The 23240-nt window shown below is 70.8% G+C and carries 19 protein-coding genes; 5 read left to right on the forward strand and 14 right to left on the reverse strand.

The features are described 5' to 3' along the window. Window positions 1-76: 76 nt before the first annotated feature. The 9 genes from EDF63_RS03375 to EDF63_RS03415 form a co-directional block, all read right to left on the reverse strand. Window positions 77-979, reverse strand: a complete 903-nt coding sequence (locus EDF63_RS03375; protein ID WP_185021270.1) for a GNAT family N-acetyltransferase — start codon at window positions 977-979, stop codon at window positions 77-79. A 180-nt stretch (window positions 980-1159) separates the two neighbouring features. Continuing rightward, window positions 1160-3094 carry a prolyl oligopeptidase family serine peptidase gene (locus EDF63_RS03380; RefSeq protein WP_123311201.1) on the reverse strand — a complete coding sequence of 645 codons (1935 nt, stop codon included), beginning with the start codon at window positions 3092-3094 and terminating at the stop codon, window positions 1160-1162. Next, window positions 3094-4887 carry an N-acetylglutaminylglutamine amidotransferase gene (locus tag EDF63_RS03385; RefSeq protein WP_123311203.1) on the reverse strand — a complete coding sequence of 598 codons (1794 nt, stop codon included), beginning with the start codon at window positions 4885-4887 and terminating at the stop codon, window positions 3094-3096. The genes EDF63_RS03380 and EDF63_RS03385 overlap by 1 nt, the downstream gene beginning before the upstream one ends. Continuing rightward, entirely contained in the window at window positions 4887-7472 is a 2586-nt protein-coding gene (locus tag EDF63_RS03390) for a carboxylate--amine ligase/circularly permuted type 2 ATP-grasp protein (protein WP_123311205.1), read from the reverse strand. Before EDF63_RS03390 ends, EDF63_RS03385 begins: the two co-directional genes overlap by 1 nt. Before the next feature lie 823 nt (window positions 7473-8295). Continuing rightward, window positions 8296-9165, reverse strand: a complete 870-nt coding sequence (locus tag EDF63_RS03395; protein WP_111083719.1) for an ABC transporter permease — start codon at window positions 9163-9165, stop codon at window positions 8296-8298. Beyond that, complete coding sequence (locus tag EDF63_RS03400) at window positions 9162-10097, reverse strand: ABC transporter permease (protein WP_123311207.1); 936 nt, start codon at window positions 10095-10097, stop codon at window positions 9162-9164. The genes EDF63_RS03395 and EDF63_RS03400 overlap by 4 nt, the downstream gene beginning before the upstream one ends. Continuing rightward, window positions 10094-11314: a PotD/PotF family extracellular solute-binding protein gene (locus EDF63_RS03405; RefSeq protein WP_221180517.1), complete on the reverse strand. Its 1221-nt coding sequence runs from the start codon at window positions 11312-11314 to the stop codon at window positions 10094-10096. Before EDF63_RS03405 ends, EDF63_RS03400 begins: the two co-directional genes overlap by 4 nt. Next, window positions 11311-12498, reverse strand: a complete 1188-nt coding sequence (locus EDF63_RS03410; RefSeq protein WP_123311210.1) for an ABC transporter ATP-binding protein — start codon at window positions 12496-12498, stop codon at window positions 11311-11313. Before EDF63_RS03410 ends, EDF63_RS03405 begins: the two co-directional genes overlap by 4 nt. 30 nt (window positions 12499-12528) lie before the next feature. Next, a complete protein-coding gene (locus tag EDF63_RS03415; RefSeq protein WP_123311212.1) occupies window positions 12529-13974 on the reverse strand; it encodes a gamma-aminobutyraldehyde dehydrogenase in 1446 nt (481 codons plus the stop codon). Window positions 13975-14107: 133 nt separating this feature from the next. Here EDF63_RS03415 and EDF63_RS03420 point away from each other — a divergent pair, with 133 nt between their 5' ends. The 4 genes from EDF63_RS03420 to EDF63_RS03435 all read left to right on the forward strand — a co-directional run bounded on the left by EDF63_RS03420 (window position 14108) and on the right by EDF63_RS03435 (window position 18736). Beyond that, the gene (locus EDF63_RS03420) at window positions 14108-14590 is read left to right on the forward strand and encodes an Lrp/AsnC family transcriptional regulator (protein WP_035809531.1); all 483 of its coding nucleotides are present in this window, start codon (window positions 14108-14110) and stop codon (window positions 14588-14590) included. 119 nt (window positions 14591-14709) lie between these two features. Next, window positions 14710-16041, forward strand: coding sequence for an aspartate aminotransferase family protein (locus EDF63_RS03425; protein ID WP_260232996.1), 1332 nt, complete (start codon window positions 14710-14712; stop codon window positions 16039-16041). A 2-nt stretch (window positions 16042-16043) separates the two neighbouring features. Continuing rightward, window positions 16044-17408, forward strand: coding sequence for an FAD-binding oxidoreductase (locus tag EDF63_RS03430; protein ID WP_123311216.1), 1365 nt, complete (start codon window positions 16044-16046; stop codon window positions 17406-17408). Beyond that, window positions 17408-18736, forward strand: a complete 1329-nt coding sequence (locus EDF63_RS03435) for an NAD(P)/FAD-dependent oxidoreductase (protein WP_123311218.1) — start codon at window positions 17408-17410, stop codon at window positions 18734-18736. The genes EDF63_RS03430 and EDF63_RS03435 overlap by 1 nt, the downstream gene beginning before the upstream one ends. Window positions 18737-18739: 3 nt before the next feature. On the opposite strand, the gene EDF63_RS03440 is transcribed toward EDF63_RS03435, so the two are convergent. Next, the gene (locus EDF63_RS03440) at window positions 18740-19183 is read right to left on the reverse strand and encodes a hypothetical protein (protein ID WP_123311220.1); all 444 of its coding nucleotides are present in this window, start codon (window positions 19181-19183) and stop codon (window positions 18740-18742) included. A 159-nt stretch (window positions 19184-19342) separates the two neighbouring features. Between EDF63_RS03440 and EDF63_RS03445 the strand changes: the two genes are divergently transcribed. Next, complete coding sequence (locus EDF63_RS03445) at window positions 19343-19996, forward strand: DUF1345 domain-containing protein (RefSeq protein ID WP_123312194.1); 654 nt, start codon at window positions 19343-19345, stop codon at window positions 19994-19996. Between the two features lie 6 nt (window positions 19997-20002). On the opposite strand, the gene EDF63_RS03450 is transcribed toward EDF63_RS03445, so the two are convergent. From EDF63_RS03450 to EDF63_RS03465, 4 genes are all read right to left on the reverse strand, one after another. Continuing rightward, a complete protein-coding gene (locus EDF63_RS03450; protein WP_123311222.1) occupies window positions 20003-20821 on the reverse strand; it encodes an SDR family oxidoreductase in 819 nt (272 codons plus the stop codon). Window positions 20822-20926: 105 nt separating this feature from the next. After that, on the reverse strand, window positions 20927-21367 hold the full coding sequence (locus EDF63_RS03455) for a VOC family protein (RefSeq protein ID WP_123311224.1): 441 nt from the start codon (window positions 21365-21367) through the stop codon (window positions 20927-20929). Between the two features lie 165 nt (window positions 21368-21532). Then, window positions 21533-21796: a hypothetical protein gene (locus EDF63_RS03460; RefSeq protein ID WP_123311226.1), complete on the reverse strand. Its 264-nt coding sequence runs from the start codon at window positions 21794-21796 to the stop codon at window positions 21533-21535. Continuing rightward, window positions 21793-23238: a PH domain-containing protein gene (locus tag EDF63_RS03465; RefSeq protein WP_185021271.1), complete on the reverse strand. Its 1446-nt coding sequence runs from the start codon at window positions 23236-23238 to the stop codon at window positions 21793-21795. Before EDF63_RS03465 ends, EDF63_RS03460 begins: the two co-directional genes overlap by 4 nt. Window positions 23239-23240: the final 2 nt, after the last annotated feature.

The raw sequence follows: 23240 nt of genomic DNA on the forward strand, positions 1-23240 counted from the left end.
GATGACGGTCTCCGCAGACGATACTCCACCGGTGACATTCCCGTACATCAGTTGCCGAGGCCTCGCCGAACGCAGCTCACGGCACCCGCACGAACCGCGGCGCTCCCCGGTCCCGCAGTCGGAACCCGAGGTGCTGGTACAGCCCGATCGCCCCGGTGTTCCCGGCGGCCGCGTGCATCAGCGGGATCTCGCCCCGCTCCCGGATCCCGTGCGCGACGGCGAGCACCAACCGACGCCCGAACCCCTGCCCCCGGTACGCCTCGTCCGTGCACACCGCGCTGATCTCGGTCCACCCCGGCGGGTGCAGGCGCTCCCCCGCCATGGCGACGAGCCGGCCGTCGCGTCGGATGCCCAGGTACGTGCCGAGCTCGATCGTGCGCGGCAGGAACGGCCCGGGCTTCGTCCGCTCCACCAGCGCGGTCATCTCCGGCACGTCGTCCGGCGTCAGCACGACGGCCTCGGGGTCCGGCGCACCCTCGATCGCCTCACCGGTGAGCTGCACGCCCCCGGCGCCCTCGACGAGCTCCCACCCCGACGGCAGGACGGCAGCCGCACCGACGCCGAGCATCCCGCCCGACCCGAGCAGCGCCCGGACGTCCTCCCAGTCCTGCGGCGTGGGCTGCGCGGGGATCCCCGTCCACACCGACACGTCGGTCTGGTAGCGAACCACGTCGCCGCGCCGCTCGGCGAACCGCGCATGGTGGCTGTTCAGCGCGGCCATCGCGGGCGCGTCGAGCACGCGCGTCGGGGTGCCGTCGTCGGCGATGGTCAGGTCGAGGGTCCGGAGCGCCTCGCCGCGGGAGTCCCCGCCGCGGAACCCGAGGTCCTCGATCCGCCGTCGATCGCCGTCCGCCCACCCGGCGGTGTCCGCGACGACCCCGGAGGCGTACTGGTTCGTGGCGCGTTGCACGACCTGCTCGACGTCCGCTGCCGAGGTCACGAGGACCTCTCCGGGTCGGATCAGGTCAGTCGTCGTCATCCCACCATTCTCCGACGCGGCGAGCGCCGCCGGCGCATCGTTGCACCCGGTGACGCCGTGCTGCGGCTCGCACGGTGCGAGGGGGCCCACGGCCCGTGCGAGGTTCCGTGCTCGGTGCGAGCGCACGTGCACCGCACGGAGTACGGAACCTCGCACCAGACCGAGCGCCCCGCGCCCGCCTCACCCCAAGCGCGCCGCCACGAACTCCACCATCCGCCGCACCAGCAGCGCCCGCGACGACGCCCGCCGGTACTCGTGCCCTTCACCCGCGAGCTCGAGGTACTCGACGTCGTGCGACCGCTCCCGCAGCGCCGCGACCACCTGGTGCGCCTCGCCGACGGGGACGTTCGTGTCGAGCTCGCCGTGCACGACGAGCAGCGGCGCCGTGACGTCGTCGATGGCACGCATCGGCGACAGGGCCGCGAGCAGCGCTTCGTCGTCGACGGGGTGTCCGTACTTCGTCGCGGCCGCCGAGGCGATCCACGGTTCGGTGTCCCGGTAGAAGGTCGCGAAGTCGCTCATCCCGCACACCGCGACCCCGGCCGCGAACACGTCGGGCGTGAACGCCAACGACGCGAGGGTCGCGTACCCGCCGTACGAGCGCCCCTCGACGGCGACGCGGGACCGCTCGGCGTACCCGTTGGTCACCAGGAACCGCGCGCAGTCGACGACGTCGGCGAGCGCGTTCCACCGCAACGCCAGGTCGTCGGCGTGCACGAACTCGTGCCCGTAGCCGGACGATCCGCGGATGTTCGGGGCGAACACGGTCACCCCGGCGGCGGCGAGCGCCTGGTGCTGTGGCGAGAACGTGGGTCGCTCCTGCGACTCCGGTCCGCCGTGCAGGTGGACGAGCGCTGCGCGCGGGCCGGGAGGAACGTCCTGCGTCACGCCATCGGCATCCGCCGACGACGCGGCCGGCTCCACCGCCCGGTACAGCCAGCCGGTCAGCTCCAGTCCGTCACGGGCGGCGAACCGCTCGAGCGTCGGCTCGACCAGCGACGCGTCCGGCAGTGCGGGCACGTCGGTGACCCGGCTCCAGGTGAGCGCGTTCGTGTCGAGCCGCCAGAGCTCCCGCGGTCGGGTCGGTCCCTCGACGGCGAGCAGCACGCTCCGGCCGTCACGGCTCAGCACCGGGTCGGTGACGACGTACCCGGGCAGGTCGGGTACCGGTGTCCGCGAGGCGTCGTGGGTGTTGATGAGGTCGAGTTCGCTGCGCCCGTCGACGTTCCAGACGAGCAGCAGCGTGCGGCCGGCGTCGTCGGCGTCGAGGTACTCGAGTTCGGCGTCGTCGCGTTCGATGATCCGCCGGGATGTGCCACGCCAGCCGTGGGGTCCGACGGGCTGGGCGACGAGTCCGCGGCGGGGCAGTCCGGCCTCGGTGGCGACGTAGGCGACGAGCGGGCTGGTCTCGCTCGCGGGCGAGGGCCGCAGGAACGCGATGTCAGCGGACCCGTCGGGGTCGTCGGCGAACAGGGCGTGGCTCTCGTCGGTCAGTCGGTCGACCACGACGACGAACTCCTGGCCGCGCTGCCCGTCGCTCAGCACGACGAGCCGTTCCTCCACCGACAGGTCGAGGATGTGGATGAGTTCGCCGACGGCCAGGTCGTCGCGGTCGCCGGAGACCGGGTCGACCAGGTACGAGCGGGCCGGCTGGTCGGCTTCGGTCGAGGGCAGGGTGATGACGACCCGGTGCCCGCTGCGGCTCCACGGCCCGAGTTCGGCGTGCTGGTACCGCGAGCCGGCGATCTGCGCGGCGTCGGTGCCGTCCGGCCGCACCACCCAGACCTGCTGCTTCACGCCGCCGTCGGTCGCGATGGCCACGGCGAGCCACTCCCCGTCGGACGACCACGACACCCGGATCACCGGGTCGTCGGACAGCGCGATCCGGACGGGTTCGGGCACCTCGCCGTCGACGACGACGTCCTGCACGAACACCTCGGGGGTGCCGTGCCGGTCGGAGACGAACGCCACGCGCCGGGCGTTCCGGGTCATGGTGGGGCCCCACGACCCCCACGCGGCGGCGAGCCGCGCACCCAGGTCGGCCGCGGCCCTGGTGATGACCGAGGGACGGACGTCCGCCGACGACGCGACGCTCGCCGCGCCTCCCGGCTGCATCACCGCACCCCCTGCTGCTGCAACCACATCTCGATCAGGCCGAGCTGCCAGAGCGCGTTCGCGCCGATCTCGGTCCGCGTGCTGTTCGGGTCCTGGAGCATCCGCTCGACCGTACCCGGGTCGAAGAGCCCGCGCTCCCGCGCCTCGGGTGCGTGCAGCGCGTCACGGACGCGCTCCAGGTACGGACCCTCGAGCTGGCGGATCGCGGGCACCGGGAACGACCCCTTGCTGCGGTCGATGACGCTGTCGGGGACGATGCCGCGCGACGCCCGCTTCATGACGCCCTTGCCGCCGTCCGACAGCTTCAGCGCGGGTGGGATCGCACCGGCGAGCTCGACGAACTCGTGGTCCAGGAACGGCACGCGGGCCTCGAGCCCCCACGCCATCGTCATGTTGTCGACGCGCTTCACCGGGTCGTCGACGAGCATGATCGTGGTGTCGCTGCGGAGCGCGGCGTCGACGCTCGTCTCCGCTCCGGAACGCGCGAACTCGCGGTCGACGAACGCCGACGGGGTGTCGTCGTCGCTCTTCCAACGCTCCCCGAGCAGCCCCTGCAGTGCCGGCCAGCGGCGGTCCATGAACACGGAACGGTAGGCCTCGGCGGCCTGGTCGCGGGGGACGTCGGCGAGCGGCGGGTACCAGTCGTAGCCGGCGAGTACCTCGTCGGCGCCCTGACCGGACTGCACGACCTTGACGTGCTGGGAGACCTCCTGCGACAGCAGGTAGAACGCGACGCAGTCGTGGCTGACCATCGGCTCGCTCATCGCGGCGACCGCACCGTCGATGCCGTCGAGCAGGCGCGACGAGGGGATGTGGATGCGGTGGTGGTCGGTGCCGAAGTGCTCCGCGACCTGGTCCGAGTACTCGAACTCGTCGCCGGACTCACCGCCCGCCGTCTCGAAGCCGATGCTGAACGTGGCGAGGTCCTGCTGCCCGGCCTCGGCGAGCAGCCCGACGACCAGGGACGAGTCGATCCCGCCGGACAGCAGGACGCCCACGGGGACGTCGGCCACCATGCGGCGCTCGACCGCGGTGCGGAGCGACCCGATGAACGCCTGCTCCCAGTCCCGGTCGGTCCAGTCGGCCTTTGCGGGGTCGCGTTCGAACCGCGGCTCCCAGTAGACGGTGTCGCGGGCGGTGCCGTCGCGCTCGATCACCCGGACGGTGGCGGGCGGGAGCTTGCCGACGCCGGACAGGATCGTGCGGGGTGCGGGGACGATCGAGTGGAAGCTCATGTAGGACGCGAAGGCGATGGGGTCGATGGACGTGTCGACACCCGACCCGCTGTCTCCCGCAAGGATCGCGGGCAGGGAGCTCGCGAACCGCAGCCCGCCGGGGACGGGCGCGACGTAGAGCGGCTTGATGCCGAGCCGGTCCCGGGCCAGGACCAGCCGACCGCTGGTGTGCTCCCAGATCGCGATGGCGAACATGCCGATCAGGTGCTCGACGAACGCGGTGCCCCACTCGGCGTAGGCGACGGCGATGACCTCGGTGTCCGACGTCGACGCGAACCGGTGCCCCTTGCCGTGCAGCTCGTCGCGGAGCTGCCGGTAGTTGTAGACCATCCCGTTGTAGGCGATCGTCAGCCCGGCCTCGGCCAACACCATCGGCTGCGCGCCCGCGGTGGACAGGTCGACGATCGACAGCCGTCGATGGCCGAGGGCGACCGGCCCGCGAGCCCAGAGCCCGTCACCGTCCGGGCCGCGGTGCGTCATGCAGCCGGTCATCCGGGCAACCGCCCCGACGTCCGGCGCTCGGCCGTCGAACCGGATCTCACCCGCGAGTCCACACATCAGCGCTCTCCCTCGGTGTCCGCCGGGGCGGGGTCGGTGTGCGCCGGGGCGTTCCCGACGATCCACGTGTCCTTCGCGCCGCCGCCCTGCGACGAGTTGACGACCATGCTGCCCTCGGGAGCGACGCGGGTCAGGGCCACGTCGGCCAGGTGCACGTCGTCCGGTCCGGTCCCCGTCGCGTAGACGAAGGCCCGCAGGTCCACGTGCCGCGGGTCGAGACCGGCCGGTCCGATCGTCGGGTGCGAGGACAGCTGCACCACCTCCTGCCCCACCCACCCGGCGGGGTCCGCGGCGATCTCACGCCGTCGCTCGGCCACCTCGGGGGCGCTCGCGCTCGGTCCGATCAAGACCCCGCGCCCGCCCTCGCCGTCGACCGGCTTCGTGACGAGTTCCCCGACGCGGTCCAGGACCGACAGCCGTTCCACCTCGATGCTCGTGCGGTACGTCGGCACCGATGCCAGCAGGGGTTTCTCGTCCAGGTAGTACCAGATCAGGTCCGGCACGGTGACGTACATCGCCTTGTCGTCGACCAGCGCGTTGCCCGGCGCGTTCGCCAGGTAGACGCGGCCTGCCTCCGCCGCGTCGAGGATCCGCGCACCGAGGTCGGGAGCGTGCTCCGCCGTCAGCGCACTGACGTCGCGGTCGATCCGCAGGTACAGCCCGTCGAGCACGTCGCCCGTCGTCGCGTCGACCACGCGTCCGTCACGGACGTCCAGGTCCGACCCGGACAGGAGGCGCAACCCGGCCCCGTCGGCCAGCCTGCGGTGTTCGAACCACGCGCCGGCGCCGGGGCCGTCGCTGACCAGTGCGATCACGGGGTCGGTCGCGCGCGTCACCGCGGTGGTGTTCGCACAGAGGGTCCGGCGCAGCCGGTCGATGACGCCGTGCGGGTCGCGCAGGTGCGCCGGCCGCGGGGCGTCCGGCACGACGTCGTCCATCAGCTCGCGCAGGGCGATGCCGTACGCGACGCCCGAGGGCGAGCGGACGTTGTCCTCGAGCACCCGCCAGCCGCCGAACTCGTTCCGCACCAGGTCGAACCCGAGCACCGGCGCACGGACGGCGGTCGCCGGCAGCCGGGTGGCGTCCGGGTCCCAGCCCTTCGCGCCGACGAAGTGGTCCGCGTCCAGCACGCCGTCGGCCACGATCCGCCGCTCGCCGTACGCGTCACGCAGGAACAGTTCGATCGCGCGGGCACGCTGCCCCAGGCCCCGCTCGAGCTGCGACCACTCGTACGCGCTGATCGTCCGGGGCACCAGGTCGCAGCCGAACGCCTGCGCACCGCCGTCCACCACGAAGCCGACGTGGTGCTCGCGGGTCCAGGCGTCACGGGCGGTGCAGCGGTCGATCGCGGTCTCGGCGTCCCAGCCGTCGAAGAAGGCCGCCAGCTCGCGGAACGCCGGACGGGGGCGCGCCCCGGGACCGACCGCTTCGTCACCGGCACGGACGCGGTACCCGGGGATCGGGACCACCGGGTCCTCGTCGCGTCCTGACGGAAGCCCCGCGGTGTCCTCCACCACCAGGGCGACGACGTCGTCCAGCTCCCCGCGCTCGGCGTAGGCGGTGCGCTGCCGGTCGGTGGAGTTGCCGCGGGCCAGGGTCGCGTCGAGGAGTTCCGTCACCGTGCCCCAGTCGCCCAGCTCCTCGAGCTCCGGGCGCAGGCGGGACACGAGCTGGCGCACCGCGACCTCGGCGGGCAGGCGTTCGGGGTGCTGTCCGAGGCCGACCAGTTCACCGCTCAACCCGGAGCGGGCGGCCTGCCACATCGCCGCACGGTGCAGGGGTTCACTACGAGGGTGCCACTCGGCGCCGGACACGACCGACTTCTCCGCCTTGCGCACGGCGGCGCGGAAGAGTCCGGCGATGAGCACGGCGTCGTCCACCACCGGGGTCGCGTCGCAGACCCTCAGTTCGAGCGTCGGCGCGTGCGACGACGGCCGCACGTCGAAGTAGGCCATCTTCTTGTCGGCGATCACGCCCGAGGCGATCAGGTCGTCGAGCACCCGGTCGTACTCGGCGGCGTCTTCCACCGGACCGAAACTGCCGGCCGACGGCCACCGCTGCCAGATGATGCTCCGGAACGAGGCGTACCCGGTGTCCTGCCCGTTCCAGAACGGACTCGACGCGCTCAGGGCGAGCAGTGACGGGAGCACGGGTGCCACCCGCTGGGCGATGAGCACCGCCAGGTCGCGGTCACTGACCCCGACGTGCACCTGCAGGCCGCAGATGAGCTGTTCGTCGACGAGCATCCGGTACTGCTCCTGCATCCGGCCGTACCGACCGCCGGCGCTCAGCTCGAAGTCGGCGTACTCCGACCTCGGCGCGGTGCCGACGGCGGCGATCGTGACCCCGGCCGGGGCGATCGCGGCACTGAGCTCACTGCGCAGGTCGACGATCACCCGCCGCAGGTCGTCGAGGGTCCGCACCACCGGGGTGTTCGTCTCGATCGTCGTGCGCTGCAGCTCGGCGCCGAAGCGGTCGGTGGGCAGTTTGGGCAGAAGGCGCGGGGCCTTCGCGGAAAGTCGGCCGGACTCGAGGTCGATGAGGTGCAGCTCTTCCTCGGCGCCGAGCGTCAGCTCTGCACTCATGGCTGGAACCTACGCGCGGCGGCTGTGGCGCGCGCCGCGGCACACCGCCCGACTCGTGCCCGTAACACGCTCGTCCACCGGTCGTCACGTCCACGGGACTCCCGCCCGCACCGTGCGCCCGTCGCCGCCCCGTGCGACGTTCCACGCACCGTGCGCCACTACAAGCACGCACCCTGCGCCCAACCCCGCACCAGCTCACGCACCTCGCACCGTGCGACCCGCGCGGATCGCGCACCGGCCCGCGAAAGCCGCACCGTGCGGTGGACGCCCCACCCGCAGACGGGAGGCACGACGCCAGCCCGCCACGCGCCTCCCGTCCGCACCGTGCGCACCTCTTCACCCCGTGCGAGATTCCACGCACCGTGCGCCGCTACAAGCGCGCACCACGCGCGCAACCCCGCACCAGCTCACGCACCTCGCACCGTGCGGTGGACGCCCCGCACAGGCGGACGGGAGGCACGGCGCCAGCCCGCCACGCGCCTCCCGTCCGCACCGTGCGCACCTATGCACCCCGTGCGAGGTTCCACGCACCGTGCGCCGCTACAAGCGCGCACCACGCGCCCAACCCCGCACCAGCTCACGCACCTCGCACCGTGCGACCCGCGCCGGTCGCGCACCGGCCCGCGAAAGCCGCACCGTGCGGTGGACGCACCGCACAGGCGGACGGGAGGCACGACGCCAGCCCGCCACGCGCCTCCCGTCCGCACCGTGCGCACCTCTTCACCCCGTGCGAGGTTCCACGCACCGTGCGCCGCTACATGCACGCACCCTGCGGTCAACCGCGCACCAGCCGACGTACCGTGCACCGTGCGGGCGCGGACCCCTACCCCCGCGTCCGGGCCAGGCGCCGGTTGAGCGCCCCGTTCAGCAGCGCGACGAGCAGCCCCACCGCGAACACGAGCGTCCCGAAGCACAGCACCTGTGGCGGCATCCCGGCCTTCGCGGCGCCGTACACGAACAGGGGGAAGGTGACCGCGGGCCCCGCGACGAACGAGGTGATCACGTAGTCGTCGATCGACATCGCGAGCGCCAGCAACCCGGCGGCGAGCATCCCCGGCGCCAGCAGCGGCAGCGTCACGAGCCGGAAGGCCTGGAACGGCGTCGCCCCGAGGTCGCTCGCGGCCTCCTCGAGCACCCGCGACGTGCCGGAGATCCGGGCCCGGAGCACCACCACGACGTACGCGACGTCGAACGCCACGTGCGTGATGAGCACGGTCAGGAACCCGGTGCCGAGTCCCACCGACAAGAAGAAGGAGAGCGACGCCGATCCGACCACGATGGACGGCGCCGCGATGTCCGCGAACACGACGGCGTTCACGGCACCACGGCCGGGGAACCGGTACCGCTCGAGCGCCAGGGCCAGCGGCAGCCCGATCGCGACCGAGATGATCGCGGCGAGGAACGCGACGACGACCGAGGTGACGAACGCGGCTCCGAGCCCGGACACGTTGACCAGGTTCGCGTACCAGTAGGTCGTGAAGCCGTTCCACGCGAACGACAGCCGGTTCGTCGGGGCGTCGTTGAACGAGTACACGATCATGTAGACGATCGGCACGAGGGTGATCGCGATGGTGACCCAGTACACGATCGCGAGCCAGGGACCGCGGCGGTTCACACCGTGGCGGCTCGGACCGCGGGCGATCCCACCGGTGGCCGGGGCGGCGGACGGACGGGTCGGTGCGACGGCGGTCATACGAGGTCCTCGAGGTCGTCGGTGCCGGAGACGCGGGCGTAGATGAACAGGATGATGCCGAGCACGACCATGAGCACGGTCGACAGTGCCGCGGCGACGTTGTACTGCTGGTTGCCGGAGTAGGCGTCCTGGATCGCCTGGCCGATCGTGTACGTGTTCGTGCCGCCCAGCAGGGCCGAGTTCACCGGGTCGCCGACGCTGTCGATGAAGACGAGCAGGACCCCGGCGAAGATGCCCGACCGGGACAGCGGCAAGGTGGTGTGCCAGAACGCCCGGAACTTGCCGGCGTACAGGTCGTTCGCGGCCTCGCCGAGTCGTGGGTCGATGCGCTCGAGGGCGGCGTAGATCGGCAGGACCATGAACGCCAGGTCGTTGTAGGCGTCGCCGAAGATCACCGCGCCGCCGGTGCCGAGGATGTGGAAGTCCTTGCCGGCCAGGCCGATCGCCTGCAGGAACGTGACGACCGGCCCCTGCGACGCGAGCACGAACGCCCACATGTCGGTGCGGATGATGAACGACACCAGGAAGCTCACGAACACGAGCATGAGCAACGGGTTCTTCCACCGCGGGGACACACGGAACGCGATGAAGTAGGCCACCGGGTACCCCACGATGATGGTCACGACCGTGGCAGCGGCGCCGTACCAGAGGGATCGGAGGAGGAACGTCAGGTACGGCACCTGCGGGTCGACGAACAGGGACCCGTAGATCCCCCAGTTCCACGTGAAGGTGTAGCCGTCGTCCGGGTTGCCCGACATGAGCGAGACGATGAGCCCCGAGACGAGCGGGATGACGAAGAACACGCAGAGGTACGCGGTGCCCACGAGCGCGAGCAGGAACGGTGTGCTGCGACGCCGCCCCCGACGGACGGGCGCCGGACCGGCGCCCGGTGTCGGTGCGGCATCCGGCCCGGTGACCCCGACCGCCGTCACGACTGCACCACCGCGTTGAAGATGCCGTTCCACTCCGAGTACTCGTCGTAGTTCTCGAACACCCGGAACTCGTGCGACCGGTCCAGCACGTCGGAGTCCGGGAACACCAGCGGACTGTCCGCCACCGTCGCGTCGTCGAGCTCGTCGCGGACGTAGGCCTCGGCGCCGGGGACCGGGCAGACGTAGTTGACCCAGTCCTCGACGATGCCCGCGATCTTCGGCGTGTAGTAGAAGTCCATCCACTCGAGGGCGGCCACCGGGTTCGCCGCCTGCCGGGGGATCATGAGGTTGTCGTGCCACATCATCTGGCCCTCCTCCGGCGTGACGAACTGCAGGTCCTCGAACCCGGACTGCTGCGCCTGGAAGACGTCGCCCGACCAGGCCTGCGTGATCCAGGTGTCGCCGTTCTCGAGCTTGTTGATGTAGCTCTGGTCGTAGAAGCCGGTCACGCTCGGGCGCAGTTTCCGCAACCAGGCCTGCGCTTTCCGCCAGTCCGCCGGGGTCGACGTCTCCGGGGCGATGCCGTTCGCGAGGAGTCCGAGGGAACCGAGCTCGGTGTTGTCGCTCATCAGCCCGACACGGCCCGCGAACGCCGGGTCGAGCAGGTCCTGGAACGACGTGATCTCGCGGTCGATGTACTTCGGGTTGTAGGCGATCCCGGTGAACCCCGTCTGCCAGACGACGGAGTGCTTGTTGCCGGGGTCGTACGTCGGGTCCTTCACCGAGTCGCCCGCGTTCGCCGCGAAGTTCGGCAGGCGCGAGTGGTCGAGCTCGCACACGAACCCGTTCTTGATCATCTGGGTCAGCTCGAACCCGTTGGTCATCACGATGAGGTCGTAGCCGGTGGCTCCCTGCGCCCGCAGGATCGGCGACACGGTCGCGTAGAACGTCGCGTTGTCCTGGATCACCGCCTGGTAGTCGACGCTGATGCCGGTGGCCTGCTGGAACAGCGCGAGCGACTCCGACTTGCCGTGGTCGGAGTCGATGTAGAGCGGCCAGTTCGCGAAGTTGAGCTGCTTCGTCGCCTCGGCGTCCTTCCAGAACGCGGTCCAGTCGACGGCGTTCTCGGCGCCCGACGCTGCCGAACCCTTGATGCTGCAGCCCGCGAGCAGCGCCGCGAGTGCGGCGGCCCCGCCGCCGGCCAGCAGGCCGCGCCGGCTGACGCGCGCGGACGTCAGTCCGCGGAACAGGTCCGGGCCGGCTCCCCCGCCGGTCACGCGAGCGATCCTGCCGTGGCGGGTGCGGACTGGAGGCCCGTGGCGGCGTGGGTGGTGACGGTCGCGTCGGACGCGGGGTGCGCCTCCAGGCCGAACCCGTGGTCGACGCCCCACGTGAGCCAGACCTCGGTGCCGGTCGCGATCCGCGGCCCGCCCTTCGAGTTCTGCGCGAAGACGGAGACGCGGCCGGCGCCGGGGACGTCCACCAGGTACTGCGTGCTGACGCCGGAGAACGAGACGTCGACCACGCGGCCGGGGCCGAGGATGTTCCGGCCGGGTTCGGGCGTGGGCTCCGAGGTGCGGATCTTGAGCTTCTCCGGGCGGATGCCGACGACGACGCTGCCCGAGGTGGCGACGGCGCGGTCGGCGGGGACGGCGATGGTGCCGGCCGGGGTCGCGACCACGAGCAGCGGGCCGTCGGTGCCGCGGACCTCGCCCTCGAGCAGGTTCGACTGGCCGAGGAAGTTCGCGACGAACGCGGTGCGGGGCAGCTCGTACAGGTCCTGCGGGCTGCCCATCTGCTCGATCCGGCCGCCGTTCATGACGGCGACCGTGTCGGCCATCGTCATCGCTTCTTCCTGGTCGTGGGTGACGTGCAGGAAGGTGAGCCCGACCTCGGCCTGGATCGTCTTGAGCTCGAGCTGCATCTGGTGCCGGAGCTTCAGGTCCAGCGCACCGAGCGGCTCGTCGAGCAGCAGGAGTGCCGGCCGGTTCACGATCGCGCGGGCCAGGGCGACGCGCTGCTGCATGCCGCCGGACAGGGAGGCGGGGCGCTTGTCGGCCGAGGCGTCGAGCTCGACCAGGTGCAGGGCCTCGCGTGCCTTCGTCATCGGGTCCGGGATCCGTCGCCGCTTCAGGCCGAACGCGACGTTGTCGAGCACGCTCATGTGCGGGAACAGCGCGTAGTTCTGGAACACCGTGTTGACCGGCCGCTGGTACGGCTTCGTGTCGGTGACGTCCTCGCCGCCGATCGTGATCGTGCCGCTCGTGGGCTCCTCGAGCCCTGCGACGAGCCGCAGCGTCGTGGTCTTGCCGCAGCCCGAGGGGCCGAGCAGGGCGAAGAAGGACCCCGCCGGCACCGTCAGGTCCAGCGCGTCGACGGCGGTGTGCCCGGGGAACGACTTGGTGATCTGCTCGAGCCGGAGATCGGCTCCGGATTCGGCGAACGTGCCGGTCATTGCCATGGTGCCTCCTGCTGCTTCGGACGGGTCGGGTCAGCCGATGTAGGACATGACGTGCTTGATGCGGGTGTAGTCGTCGAACCCGTACTGGGACAGGTCCTTGCCGTAGCCGGAGTGCTTGAAGCCGCCGTGCGGCATCTCGGCGACGATCGGGATGTGGGTGTTGATCCACACGCACCCGGAGTCCAGGTCGCGGGCGAAGCGCATCGCCCGGGAGTGGTCGGTCGTCCACACCGAGCTCGCGAGCCCGTACTCGACGTCGTTCGCCCACGTGAGCGCCTGCTGTTCGGTCGAGAACCGCTGCACGGTCTGGACGGGGCCGAACACCTCCTGCTGCACGATGCGGTCGTCCTGGCGCAGGCCGGACACGATCGTTGCCTGATGGAAGTAGCCGACGTCGCCCTGCCGCCCGCCGCCGAGCTCGATCGTGGCGTGGTCGGGGAGCGTGTCGAGGAACGACCGGACCTGGGCGAGCTGGTTCGCGTTGTTGACGGGCCCGTAGTAACCGTCTGACCCGGTTCGCGCGTTGTGCCGTGCTTCTTCTGCGAGCGCCGCCACGAACTCGTCGTGGATGCCGTCCTGCACGAGCAACCGAGTGGCGGCGGTGCAGTCCTGTCCGGCGTTGAAGAACCCGGCGGCGACGATGCCGGCGACGGCGGCCGGGATGTCGGCGTCGTCGAACACGATCACCGGGGCCTTGCCGCCGAGTTCCAGGTGGGTGCGCTTGAGGTCACCGGCGGCGGCACGGGCGACCTCCGTGCCGGCACGGACGGAGCCGGTGATGGACACGAGCTGCGGGGTGGGGTGGTCGATCATCGCGGCGCCGGTGGTGCGGTCCCCGACGACGACGTTGAGCACGCCCGGCGGCAGGAACTCGGCGGCCACCTCGGCGAGCAGCAGGGTGGACAGCGGAGTGGTGTCGCTCGGCTTGAGCACGGTGGTGTTCCCCGCGGCGAGCGCCGGGGCGAACTTCCACACCGCCATGTTGAGCGGGTAGTTCCACGGGGTGACCTGGGCCACGACGCCGATGGGCTCGCGCCGGACGAACGAGGTGTGGTCGGCCATGTACTCGCCGGCGCTGCGACCCTCGAGGTTCCGGGCGGCTCCGGCGAAGAAGCGGATCTGGTCGACGGACAGCAGGATCTCGTCCTCGACCAGGGAGGCTCGGGGCTTGCCGGTGTCGAGTGACTCGAGGTCCGCGAACTCCTGCGCCCGCTGCTCCACGGCGTCCGCGATCCGGAACAGTGCGAGCTGCCGTTCGCCGGGGGTCGTGCGCCGCCAGGTCGCGAACGCGGCGCTCGCGCTCGTGAACGCGGCGTCGACGTCGGCAGCGGTGGACACGGGCGACGTGCCGTAGACCTGCTCGGTGGTGGGGTCGACCAGGTCGAACCGGGTGTCCGCGCTCGACTCGACAGCAGCGCCACCGACGAAGTTGCGCACCTCGTGCGTCGTGGTCACCGGTTCCGTCGTGTCCAACATGGCGGTGATCCTGACACGGATTCCGGCGGTGCGGAAGACGGATTCGGAGGTTGTGGAGAACCGTAACAACGGAAATCGTCGCGAAACACGGTGTTCACAACGGAATCCCTTGCGCGGTCCGGACCTCGCTGCCATGCTGTCCGGCATGGCGGCAGCACCACGACGTCCGGGACCGATCGACGACACCTCGAAGCGGATCATCGAACAACTCCAGGCGGACGGCCGCCGTCCGTACGGCGAGATCGGCAAGGCCGTCGGTCTCAGCGAGGCGGCGGTCCGGCAGCGCGTCCAGAAGCTCACCGAGACCGGCGTCATGCAGATCGTCGCGGTCACCGACCCGATGCAACTGGGCTTCCACCGCCAGGCGATGATCGGCATCCGGGTCAGCGGCGACACCCGAACAGTCGCCGATGCCCTCGAACAGCTGCCGGCGGTCGACTACCTCGTCATGACCGCCGGCAGCTTCGACCTGATGGTCGAGGTCGTCTGCGAGGACGACGACGACCTGATCGAACTGCTCAACGGCACGATCCGGGCCATCCCGGGCGTCGCCGGCACCGAGACCTTCGTCTACCTGCAACTCCGCAAACAGCTCTACGACTGGGGAACGCGATGACCATCTCCGAAACGACCAGCGGCCAGGCCACCGGCCAGTCCACCCGCCTCGGGTCCTACGACCCGTTCGCCCCGGTCGACGACGCCGACCTGCAGCGGAAGTCCCGGGACCACCTGTGGATGCACTTCGCCCGGCACGGAGCGAACCAGGCCGGTGCCGACGTGCCGATCATGGTCCGGGGCGAGGGCCACCACGTCTACGACAGCCACGGCAAGGGCTACATCGACGGGCTCTCCGGCCTGTTCGTCGTCGCCGCCGGCCACGGCAGGAAGCGCCTGGCCGAGATGGCCGCGAAGCAGGCGGAGACGCTGAGCTTCTTCCCGATCTGGTCCTACGCGCACCCGGCGGCCATCGAGCTCGCCGACCGCCTGGCCGAGCACGCCCCCGGCGACCTCAACAAGGTCTTCTACTCGACGGGCGGCGGCGAGGCGGTGGAGACCGCCTTCAAGCTCGCGAAGTACTACTGGAAACTCCAGGGCAAGCCGATGAAGCACAAGGTGATCTCCCGAGCAGTCGCCTACCACGGCACCCCGCAGGGCGCCCTGGCGATCACCGGCATCCCGGCGATGAAGGAGATGTTCGAGCCCCTGACGCCCGGTGGCTTCCGGGTGCCGAACACGAACTACTACCGTGCCGAGGAGATGGGCTTCCCGGGTGGCACCGAGGAGCAGTTCGGCTTCTGGGCGGCCGAGCGCATCCGCGAGATGATCGAGTTCGAGGGCCCCGACACCGTCGCAGCGGTGTTCCTCGAGCCGGTGCAGAACTCCGGCGGCTGCTTCACCCCGCCGCCCGGGTACTTCCAGCGGGTGCGCGAGATCTGTGACGAGTACGACGTGCTGCTCGTGTCGGACGAGGTCATCTGCGCCTTCGGCCGCATCGGCACCATGTTCGCCTGCGACACCTACGACTTCGTGCCGGACATGATCACGTGCGCCAAGGCGATGACCTCGGGGTACTCCCCCATCGGCGCGACGATCATCAGCGACAAGCTCTTCGAGCCGTTCTCCAAGGGCGACACGACCTTCTACCACGGGTACACGTTCGGCGGGCACCCGGTGTCGGCCGCCGTCGCCATGGAGAACCTCGACATCTTCGAGGAAGAGGGCCTGCTCGCGAACGTGCGACAGAACGCCCCGCTGTTCAAGGCCGAACTCGACACCCTGAAGGACCTGCCGATCGTCGGGGATGTCCGCGGCGACGGCTACTTCTACGGCATCGAACTCGTCAAGGACAAGGCCACCAAGACGACCTTCGACGACGACGAGTCCGAGCGGCTGCTGCGCGGGTTCCTGTCGAAGGCGCTGTTCGACGCGGGGCTGTACTGCCGAGCCGACGACCGTGGCGACCCGGTCGTGCAGCTCGCACCGCCGCTGACCATCGGGCAGCCGGAGTTCCGCGAGATCACCTCGATCCTGCGGAGCGTCCTGTCCGAGGCCTCGTCGAAGATCTGACCGTGAGCGGCTACCGGGGCGTCTCGTTCTGGCTCGACCAGCTCGCGTCCATCGGACGCGACGACCTGGCGCCCCGGCCGCCGCTCGACGGCGACACGACCGCGGACGTCGCGATCGTCGGCGGTGGACTGACGGGTCTCTGGACCGCCTGGTACCTGCACCAGGCCGACCCGGGCCTCCAGATCGTCGTCCTGGAACGCGAGATCGCCGGGTTCGGCGCCTCCGGACGCAACGGCGGCTGGTGCTCGGCGCTGTTCCCGCGGTCCGCCGAGTCCGTCGCGCGTGAGCACGGCCGCGACGCGGCACTCGCGCTGCGCGCAGCGATGCGCGACACCGTCGACGAGGTCGGACGTGCAGCCTCCGAAGCCGGGGTCGACTGCGACTACGTGAAGGGCGGCACCGTCCTGTACGCACGCTCCGCCGTGCAGGAGCGCGCGGCGCACGACGAGGTCGCCGCGTCGGCCGAGTGGGGCGACGACATGACGTGGCGCGCGGCCCGACCCGGCGACGCCGCCGGATCGGCGGGGGTCGCGTGGACCCCGGATTGCGCGCGGGTGCAGCCGGCCGCGCTGGTGCGTGGCCTGGCGGCCGCCCTGGAGGCCCGGGGCGTCCGGATCGCGGAGCACACGCCCGCCTCGTCCTGGGATCGCGGGCGTGTGGTCACGTCGCGTGGCACCGTGACGGCCGGTGCCGTGGTGATCGCGGTCGAGGGGTACGGCTCGCAGCTGGAGCAGACGAAGCGGCGGATCCTGCCGCTGTACTCGCTCATGATCGCGACGGCACCGCTGCCCGCGGCGGTGTGGGACCGCATCGGGCTCGAGCACGGGCAGACGTTCTCCGACTACCGCCACCTGCTCGTGTACGGGCAGCGCACGGCGGACGACCGACTGGCGTTCGGCGGGCGCGGAGCCCGCTACCACTGGGGGTCGGCGATCACCCCCGGCTACGACCGGGTGCCGCGGGTCTTCGAGCACCTGCGGCGGTCCCTGGTGGAGCTGTTCCCCGCCGTCGCCGACGCACCGATCACCCACACGTGGGGCGGCCCGCTCGGGGTGCCGCGCGATTGGTGCGCGTCCGTGACCTGGGACGGGCACGTCGGCACCGCCGGCGGCTACGTCGGCGACGGACTGTCGACGACGAACCTGGCCGGGCGGACGCTCGCCGACCTCGTGCGGGGTGTGTCCTCGCCGCTGACCGCGCTGCCGTGGGTGAACCACCGGTCGCCCGACTGGGAGCCGGAGCCCCTGCGGTTCCTCGGGGCGAACGCCGGGCTCGTGGCAACCGACCTGGCCGACCGCGAAGAGGCCCTGACGGGGCGGCCGAGCCTCGCCGCCCGCCTGATGGCACCGCTGACCGGGGGCCACTGATGGACGCCGACGTGGTGGTCGTGGGGGCCGGCGTCTCCGGGCTCGCCGCGGCCCGGGCGCTCGCGCTCGACGGCCAGCGCGTGGTCGTGCTCGAGGCCCGCGACCGGATCGGCGGGCGCACCTGGACCGATGACGAGATCGGGGTGCCGGTCGACCTCGGCGCCTCGTGGATCCACGGCGTCGACGGCAACCCGCTCTGGGCCCTGGCGCCCCGGTTCGGCATCGAGACCGTCGAGTTCACCGTCGGGAGCTTCCAGTTCGACGGCCGGCCGATCGCGTGGCACGGCCCCTCCGGCGCGCCGCTGTCCGAGGCCTCGACCTCGGCGTTCGTCGCGGACCTGCACACCGTCGACGCCGCCCTGGACGCCGTCGTCGCACACGCACCGCCGCCCTCGACCTATGCGGCCGCCGTCGACACCGTGCTGCGGTCCCTGCGGTGGCAGGGCGACCGGGCCGCGCGGGTCCGCGAGTACATGGCGCACCGCTCCGAGGACCTCTGCGGCGCACCCGTGACCGTCCTCGACGCCCGTGGCCTCGAAGAAGAACACGTCCCCGGTGACGAGGTGGTGTTCCCCGGTGGCTACGCCCAGTACGCCGCGGCCCTGGCCGACGGACTCGACGTCCGGCTGTCCGCGGTGGTGCGGTCGGTGACGCAGTCCACGACGGGCGTCGTGGTCGGGCTGGCGGACGGTTCGACGGTCACGGCGGACGACGTCGTCGTGACCGTCCCGCTCGGAGTGCTGCAGGCCGGTGACGTGACCTTCGACCCACCACTGTCCGAGACGGTCACCGGTGCGATGGGCCGGCTCGGGATGGGGGTCTACGACAAGGTGTTCCTGCGGTTCCCGGAACGGTTCTGGGGTGATTCGTGGGTGGTCCGCCAGCAGGGACCTGCCGGTGTCGACTGGCACTCCTGGTACGACATGTCCCGCGTGACCGGAGCGCCCGTGCTGGCCGCCCTGGTCGGTGGGACCGGGGCCCGGCGCCTTGAGACCCTGCCCGACGCGATGATCGTGGACGAGGGCATCGGCGGCCTGCGGCGGATGTTCGGCCCCTCGGTCCCCGAACCCGAGGCGTTCCGGATCACCCGGTGGGCCGACGACCCGTTCGCCCGCGGCTCCTACTCGTACCTGCACGTCGGGGCGTCGCCGGACGACCACGACCGGCTCGGTGCGCCGTCCGGCCGGGTGCAGCTCGCCGGCGAGGCCACGTGGGGCGACGACCCGGCCACCGTGCACGGCGCGCTGCTGTCCGGACTGCGGGCGGCCGGGCGCTTGCTCGGCACCGAGGTCGAGCCGCTCTCGCTCGCGACGCCCGTCCCCCGCTGAACCTCAGTCGAACGCCGGGGTGTCGACCGAGCACGTCACGGGCTGCCCAGCGGCCGCGGTCTCGGTGGCGATCTCGCGCTTGCCGTCGAGCAGGATCCGGCACGTGGCCGTCGCACCCCGCGGCGGGGTCGCCCGGACCGAGGCGCGCTGTTCGGCGAGGACGATCGCCTCGTGCTCCCATGCCGAGCCGCTCGTCGTCGCGGTACTCGTCTCCTGCGCCCCGAGCCGGTGCACCTCCGGGGCGTCACCGCGCTTCTCGGCACCCTCGACGCGCACGTCGGTCAGTTCCGACCCGGCCGGCCCGTCGACCTGCACCTGGTACGTGACCGCCCAGGCGTCGCCGGTCTGCTGCAGGATGAAGGAGCAGCCGGTCGCGGTGAGGGCCAGGCCCCCGGCCAGGACGGCTGCTGCCAGGAGACGGACGGGGCGGTGGATGCGTTCGGTCATGGCTCCAGCCTCGACCGGTGGCGATCCGGTGTCGTCCGCCGCTCGGTTCGCCGTCGTGCACCTCCGGGGCGACCCCACGTCCGTCGAGCGGTGGACACGACGGACCGACGCGCCGCGGCGGGTCACCTCCGCACACAGCCGGTGCGCGACACTCACACCGTGACCCCGACCAGGACCCGCCACCGCCACGAACACCGCGCGCCGGTGGCGATCGCCGTCCTGGTCAACCTCGGGCTCAGCCTGCTCCTGCCGAGCGAGGTGCTGTTCTTCCCGTCGTGGGTGGTCCCGGTGCTCGGCGTCCTGCTGCTGATCCCGCTCGTCGTCTTCAACCCGCGACGACTGACCCGCGAGACGACCTGGTCGCGGTGGGTGTCCTTCTCGTTGGCGATCCTGCTGACCGTCGCGAACCAGCTGACCGTGGTCCGGACGATCGAGGTGCTCCTCGGTGGCCAGGCCGACGGCGGCGCGGTGCTGCTCACCGCCCTGCAGGTGTGGGTGAGCACGATCATCGCGTTCGGGCTCGTGTACTGGGAGCTCGACCGGGGCGGGCCGGTGGCTCGTCGTCGTCCCGAGCTGTGGACGAGTGACGAGGCCGACTTCCAGTTCCCCCAGGAGACCGACCCGAAGACCGCCACGTGGCGTCCGGTGTACCTCGACTACCTCTACGTCGCGATGACGAACATGGTGGCGTTCAGCCCGACCGACACCATGCCGATGACCGTGCGCGCGAAGATGATCATGGCCTACCAGGCACTCGGCGGGTTCATCCTGCTGGCCCTGGTCATCTCGCGCGCGGTCAACATCATCAGCTGAGGTCGCTCAGGAGCCGTGTGCCTCCTCCGACACCGGCTGCCACTCGCGCCAGGTCGCCAGGCGGGACTCGTAGTCCTTCTCGGCGATGCCGAGCGGCGCCTTGCCGAAGAAGACGCGCAGGGGCGGCTGCTCGGCGTCGACGACCTTCAGGATCGCCGATCGGGTCGCCTCGGGCTTGCCGGGGTCAGCGGCCGACGGGCGCTTCGACGCAGCCTCGCGGACGCCGGCGTACGCGGCGATCTCGTCGCTCTTCTTCGACGACGGTCCGGACCAGTCGGTCGAGAAGCCGCCCGGCTCGATGAGCGTCACGTGGATGCCGAAGCCAGCGACCTCCTGCGACAGGGACTGCGACAGCCCCTCGAGCGCCCACTTCGACGCGTGGTAGGCGCCGACCGTCGGGAACGCGCTGATCCCGCCGATACTCGACACCTGGATGACGTGCCCGGAGCCCTGCTCCCGCATGATCGGCAGCGCGGCCTGGGTCACCCAGAGCGCTCCGAACAGGTTCGTCTCGAGCTGGGCGCGGACCTCGTCCTCGGTGAGTTCCTCGACCATGCCGAAGTGGCCGTAGCCGGCGTTGTTCACGACGACGTCGAGCGAGCCGAAGTGCTCAGCCGCGCGCTGCACGGCCGCGAAGTCCGCGGCACGGTCGGTCACGTCGAGCTGCAGTCCGAGGAACGTGTCCGGGTACTGGTCGACGAGTGCTTGCACGTCGTCGGTGTCGCGGGCCGTGCCGGCGACGGAGTCTCCACGTTCGAGCGCGGCTTCCGCCCACTCGCGGCCGAAGCCCTTCGACGCTCCGGTGATGAACCAGGTCTTGCTCATGCTGTCTCCTCCTGAGATCTGACGCGATCAGGCAACGCTCCCCGCTTCCGTGGCACCTGGAGGTCCGGGTGACGGACGCGGCAAGCGGACACCGGCGCACCGTGCTCAGGGCCGCGGTGCCGCGAACTCCAGGTTGACGTCGTCGGGGTCCTGCACGGACAGGATCACCAGACCGAACGGCGGCAGGTCGGTGACGTCGCCGTGCGCGATGCCCGCCGCGTCCAGCCGCGCGACGGCGGCATGCAGGTCGTCGACGGAACCGACGCGGAAGGACACGTGGTCGATGCCGACCCGGTCAGGATCGAACCGGTCGCCGGCAGGTGCGACCGGTCGCAGGCCGAGGGTCTGCCCGCCGAACGTGAACGAGCACCCGCCGTAGGTCCGCCACGGGTCGTCGTGGATCGTCGGGTCGTCGATCTGGTCGCTGAAGTCACTGCCGGGCGACATGCCGAACAACTGCTCGTAGAAGGCCTTGCTGCGGCGGATGTCGGTGACCGTGAGGCGCACGTGCGAGAAGCCGAGCGGCGTGACGATGGGTTCGCTCATCGCCCCACCCAACTCTCGAAGCTTCCGTGCCCCGGGTCCGCCACCGGACGAACAGAAAACCCCCCGCTGAGCGGGGGGGGTTTTCGAGGTAAGCACGTCAGTCCAAGCCTGACGCTCGTGACCTCGACGCTATGACTTCAGCGGCACGCAGTCAACCGAGCTCCTTCAATCGATTGATGATCGGCGCGGGGCTCGCTCCCGGCGCGTCCCCCGGCCAGCGAGAACGACGACACCCGTCACGCACACGACCACGCCACCCAGCAACCAGTCCCGAACCGACGTCAATCCGGCGTTGGCTGCAACGGTACCGACCATCACGATCGCGAGCAGCGGGAAACACAGGCCGACAAATCTCGGCAGGTACTTTCCTGCCAACCAAGCCATCCCGAAGAATGCCGCGACCGCTGCCGCGATGAAGAAATCGATCATGTTCCTGGCCTTTCTGTGGTGGATGACCGCGGAGAACCGATCGTTCGGCGCAACCGAAGGCTTGTGCGAAGGTCGACCGGCCACACCGTGAGGCGCGCGACATGACGGCCTCGAACGTTGAAGACTTGGACTCCCGCGTGACGGAACACCCCACTCCAACGGGAGAAGTCAATGGCTTCCTCGGGGATCAGCCACACGGATCGGAACGCGACCCCTCGACGCGCTACGAGCCATCGCACGCCGCGCTGATTCGTGGCGACGTCGATCCTTCCGAACCGAGAATCCGCATAACGCCAGATCAGCAGGTACGCCGCTGTCAGTGCGAGGGCTGGTCCGAGGCCGACCGCGACCCAGGACACGACGGTCAACCCGGCGAGGACTCCAGCGCTGCCTCCCGCCATCAACCAGCCATGTTGTGGGCGTCCCAGGGACGAAAACCCGGCGGGATCCACGTCGGTGAGGGCGTGGAGCATGTGCAGTCCGTTCGAAACACTCGTCAACGGGAGCAGCCTGCCCTCTGTTATCTGACCGCCGTCACCACGGATCATCGCGCGGAGCGACGCGCGGCGCAGCGGGATGAGGAGGAGAGGACGGCGGAGTGCGTAGGCCGACACCGCGCTGGCGGCGACCACCCGATGCTCTCGTTGCGCCAAGCCAGCTTGGAAGACGAGCTCCCCCGAGCTCCCGAGCGCTACGACGAAACGACGGTACTTCAGCCACGCGAAGAGCGATCCGTACGCAATGCTGCACACAGCAGAAGCGGTCAGGATGACGGCGAGCCACCACCCCCCGATCCCTCGAAGGTCGTTGAACGTCGGAAGGATTCCTCGTGCCGACCCGAGGAACGATGCCAATTCGGCGACCAGCGAGTAGAGACTCGGGATGAACCACAGGAACGCCCCCGATGCCACACCGATGAGGACGAAGTCCCACCCCCGCAGGACGGGTGAGATCACCGACTGGGCTTCGGCCCCGCGATGCGGCTGATCCGGCTGAGGTTTGCGCCGGACCGGCGATGCTCCTGGCGCCGACCGCGACGCCCGATGGTGAAGGCGTTGTATCCTCGCCGCTTCACGCTCGCTGATGCTGGGGATTACCTCTCCGGCACCATCGGAAGCATTGACCGAGATCCGCACGTCCGAGACGCGAAGGAGACGTTGCGCCAGCGACTGACTCTGCGACACGGACGAAACAGATCGCCAGGGAAGCAGCTTGTCCTGTCGTCCGACGACACCCTCGCTGATCCTGACGCCAGAGACATCCGCTGCGTAACGAAGTGAGATCCAGTCGTGGAAGACGACGACCAACCTGGTGTAGGAGTAGTAGGCACCGAGGATGAGAACGGGCATGCGCCAGCCGTCCGGCGCGAGGGCGAAGATCGTCACGAGGAAACCGAGAACGATCCAGCCGGAGCGAATGGCGGCGAGGCCACGGACGATCAACA

The sequence above is a fragment of the Curtobacterium sp. JUb34 genome, assembly GCF_003755065.1.
Lineage (GTDB): Bacteria > Actinomycetota > Actinomycetes > Actinomycetales > Microbacteriaceae > Curtobacterium.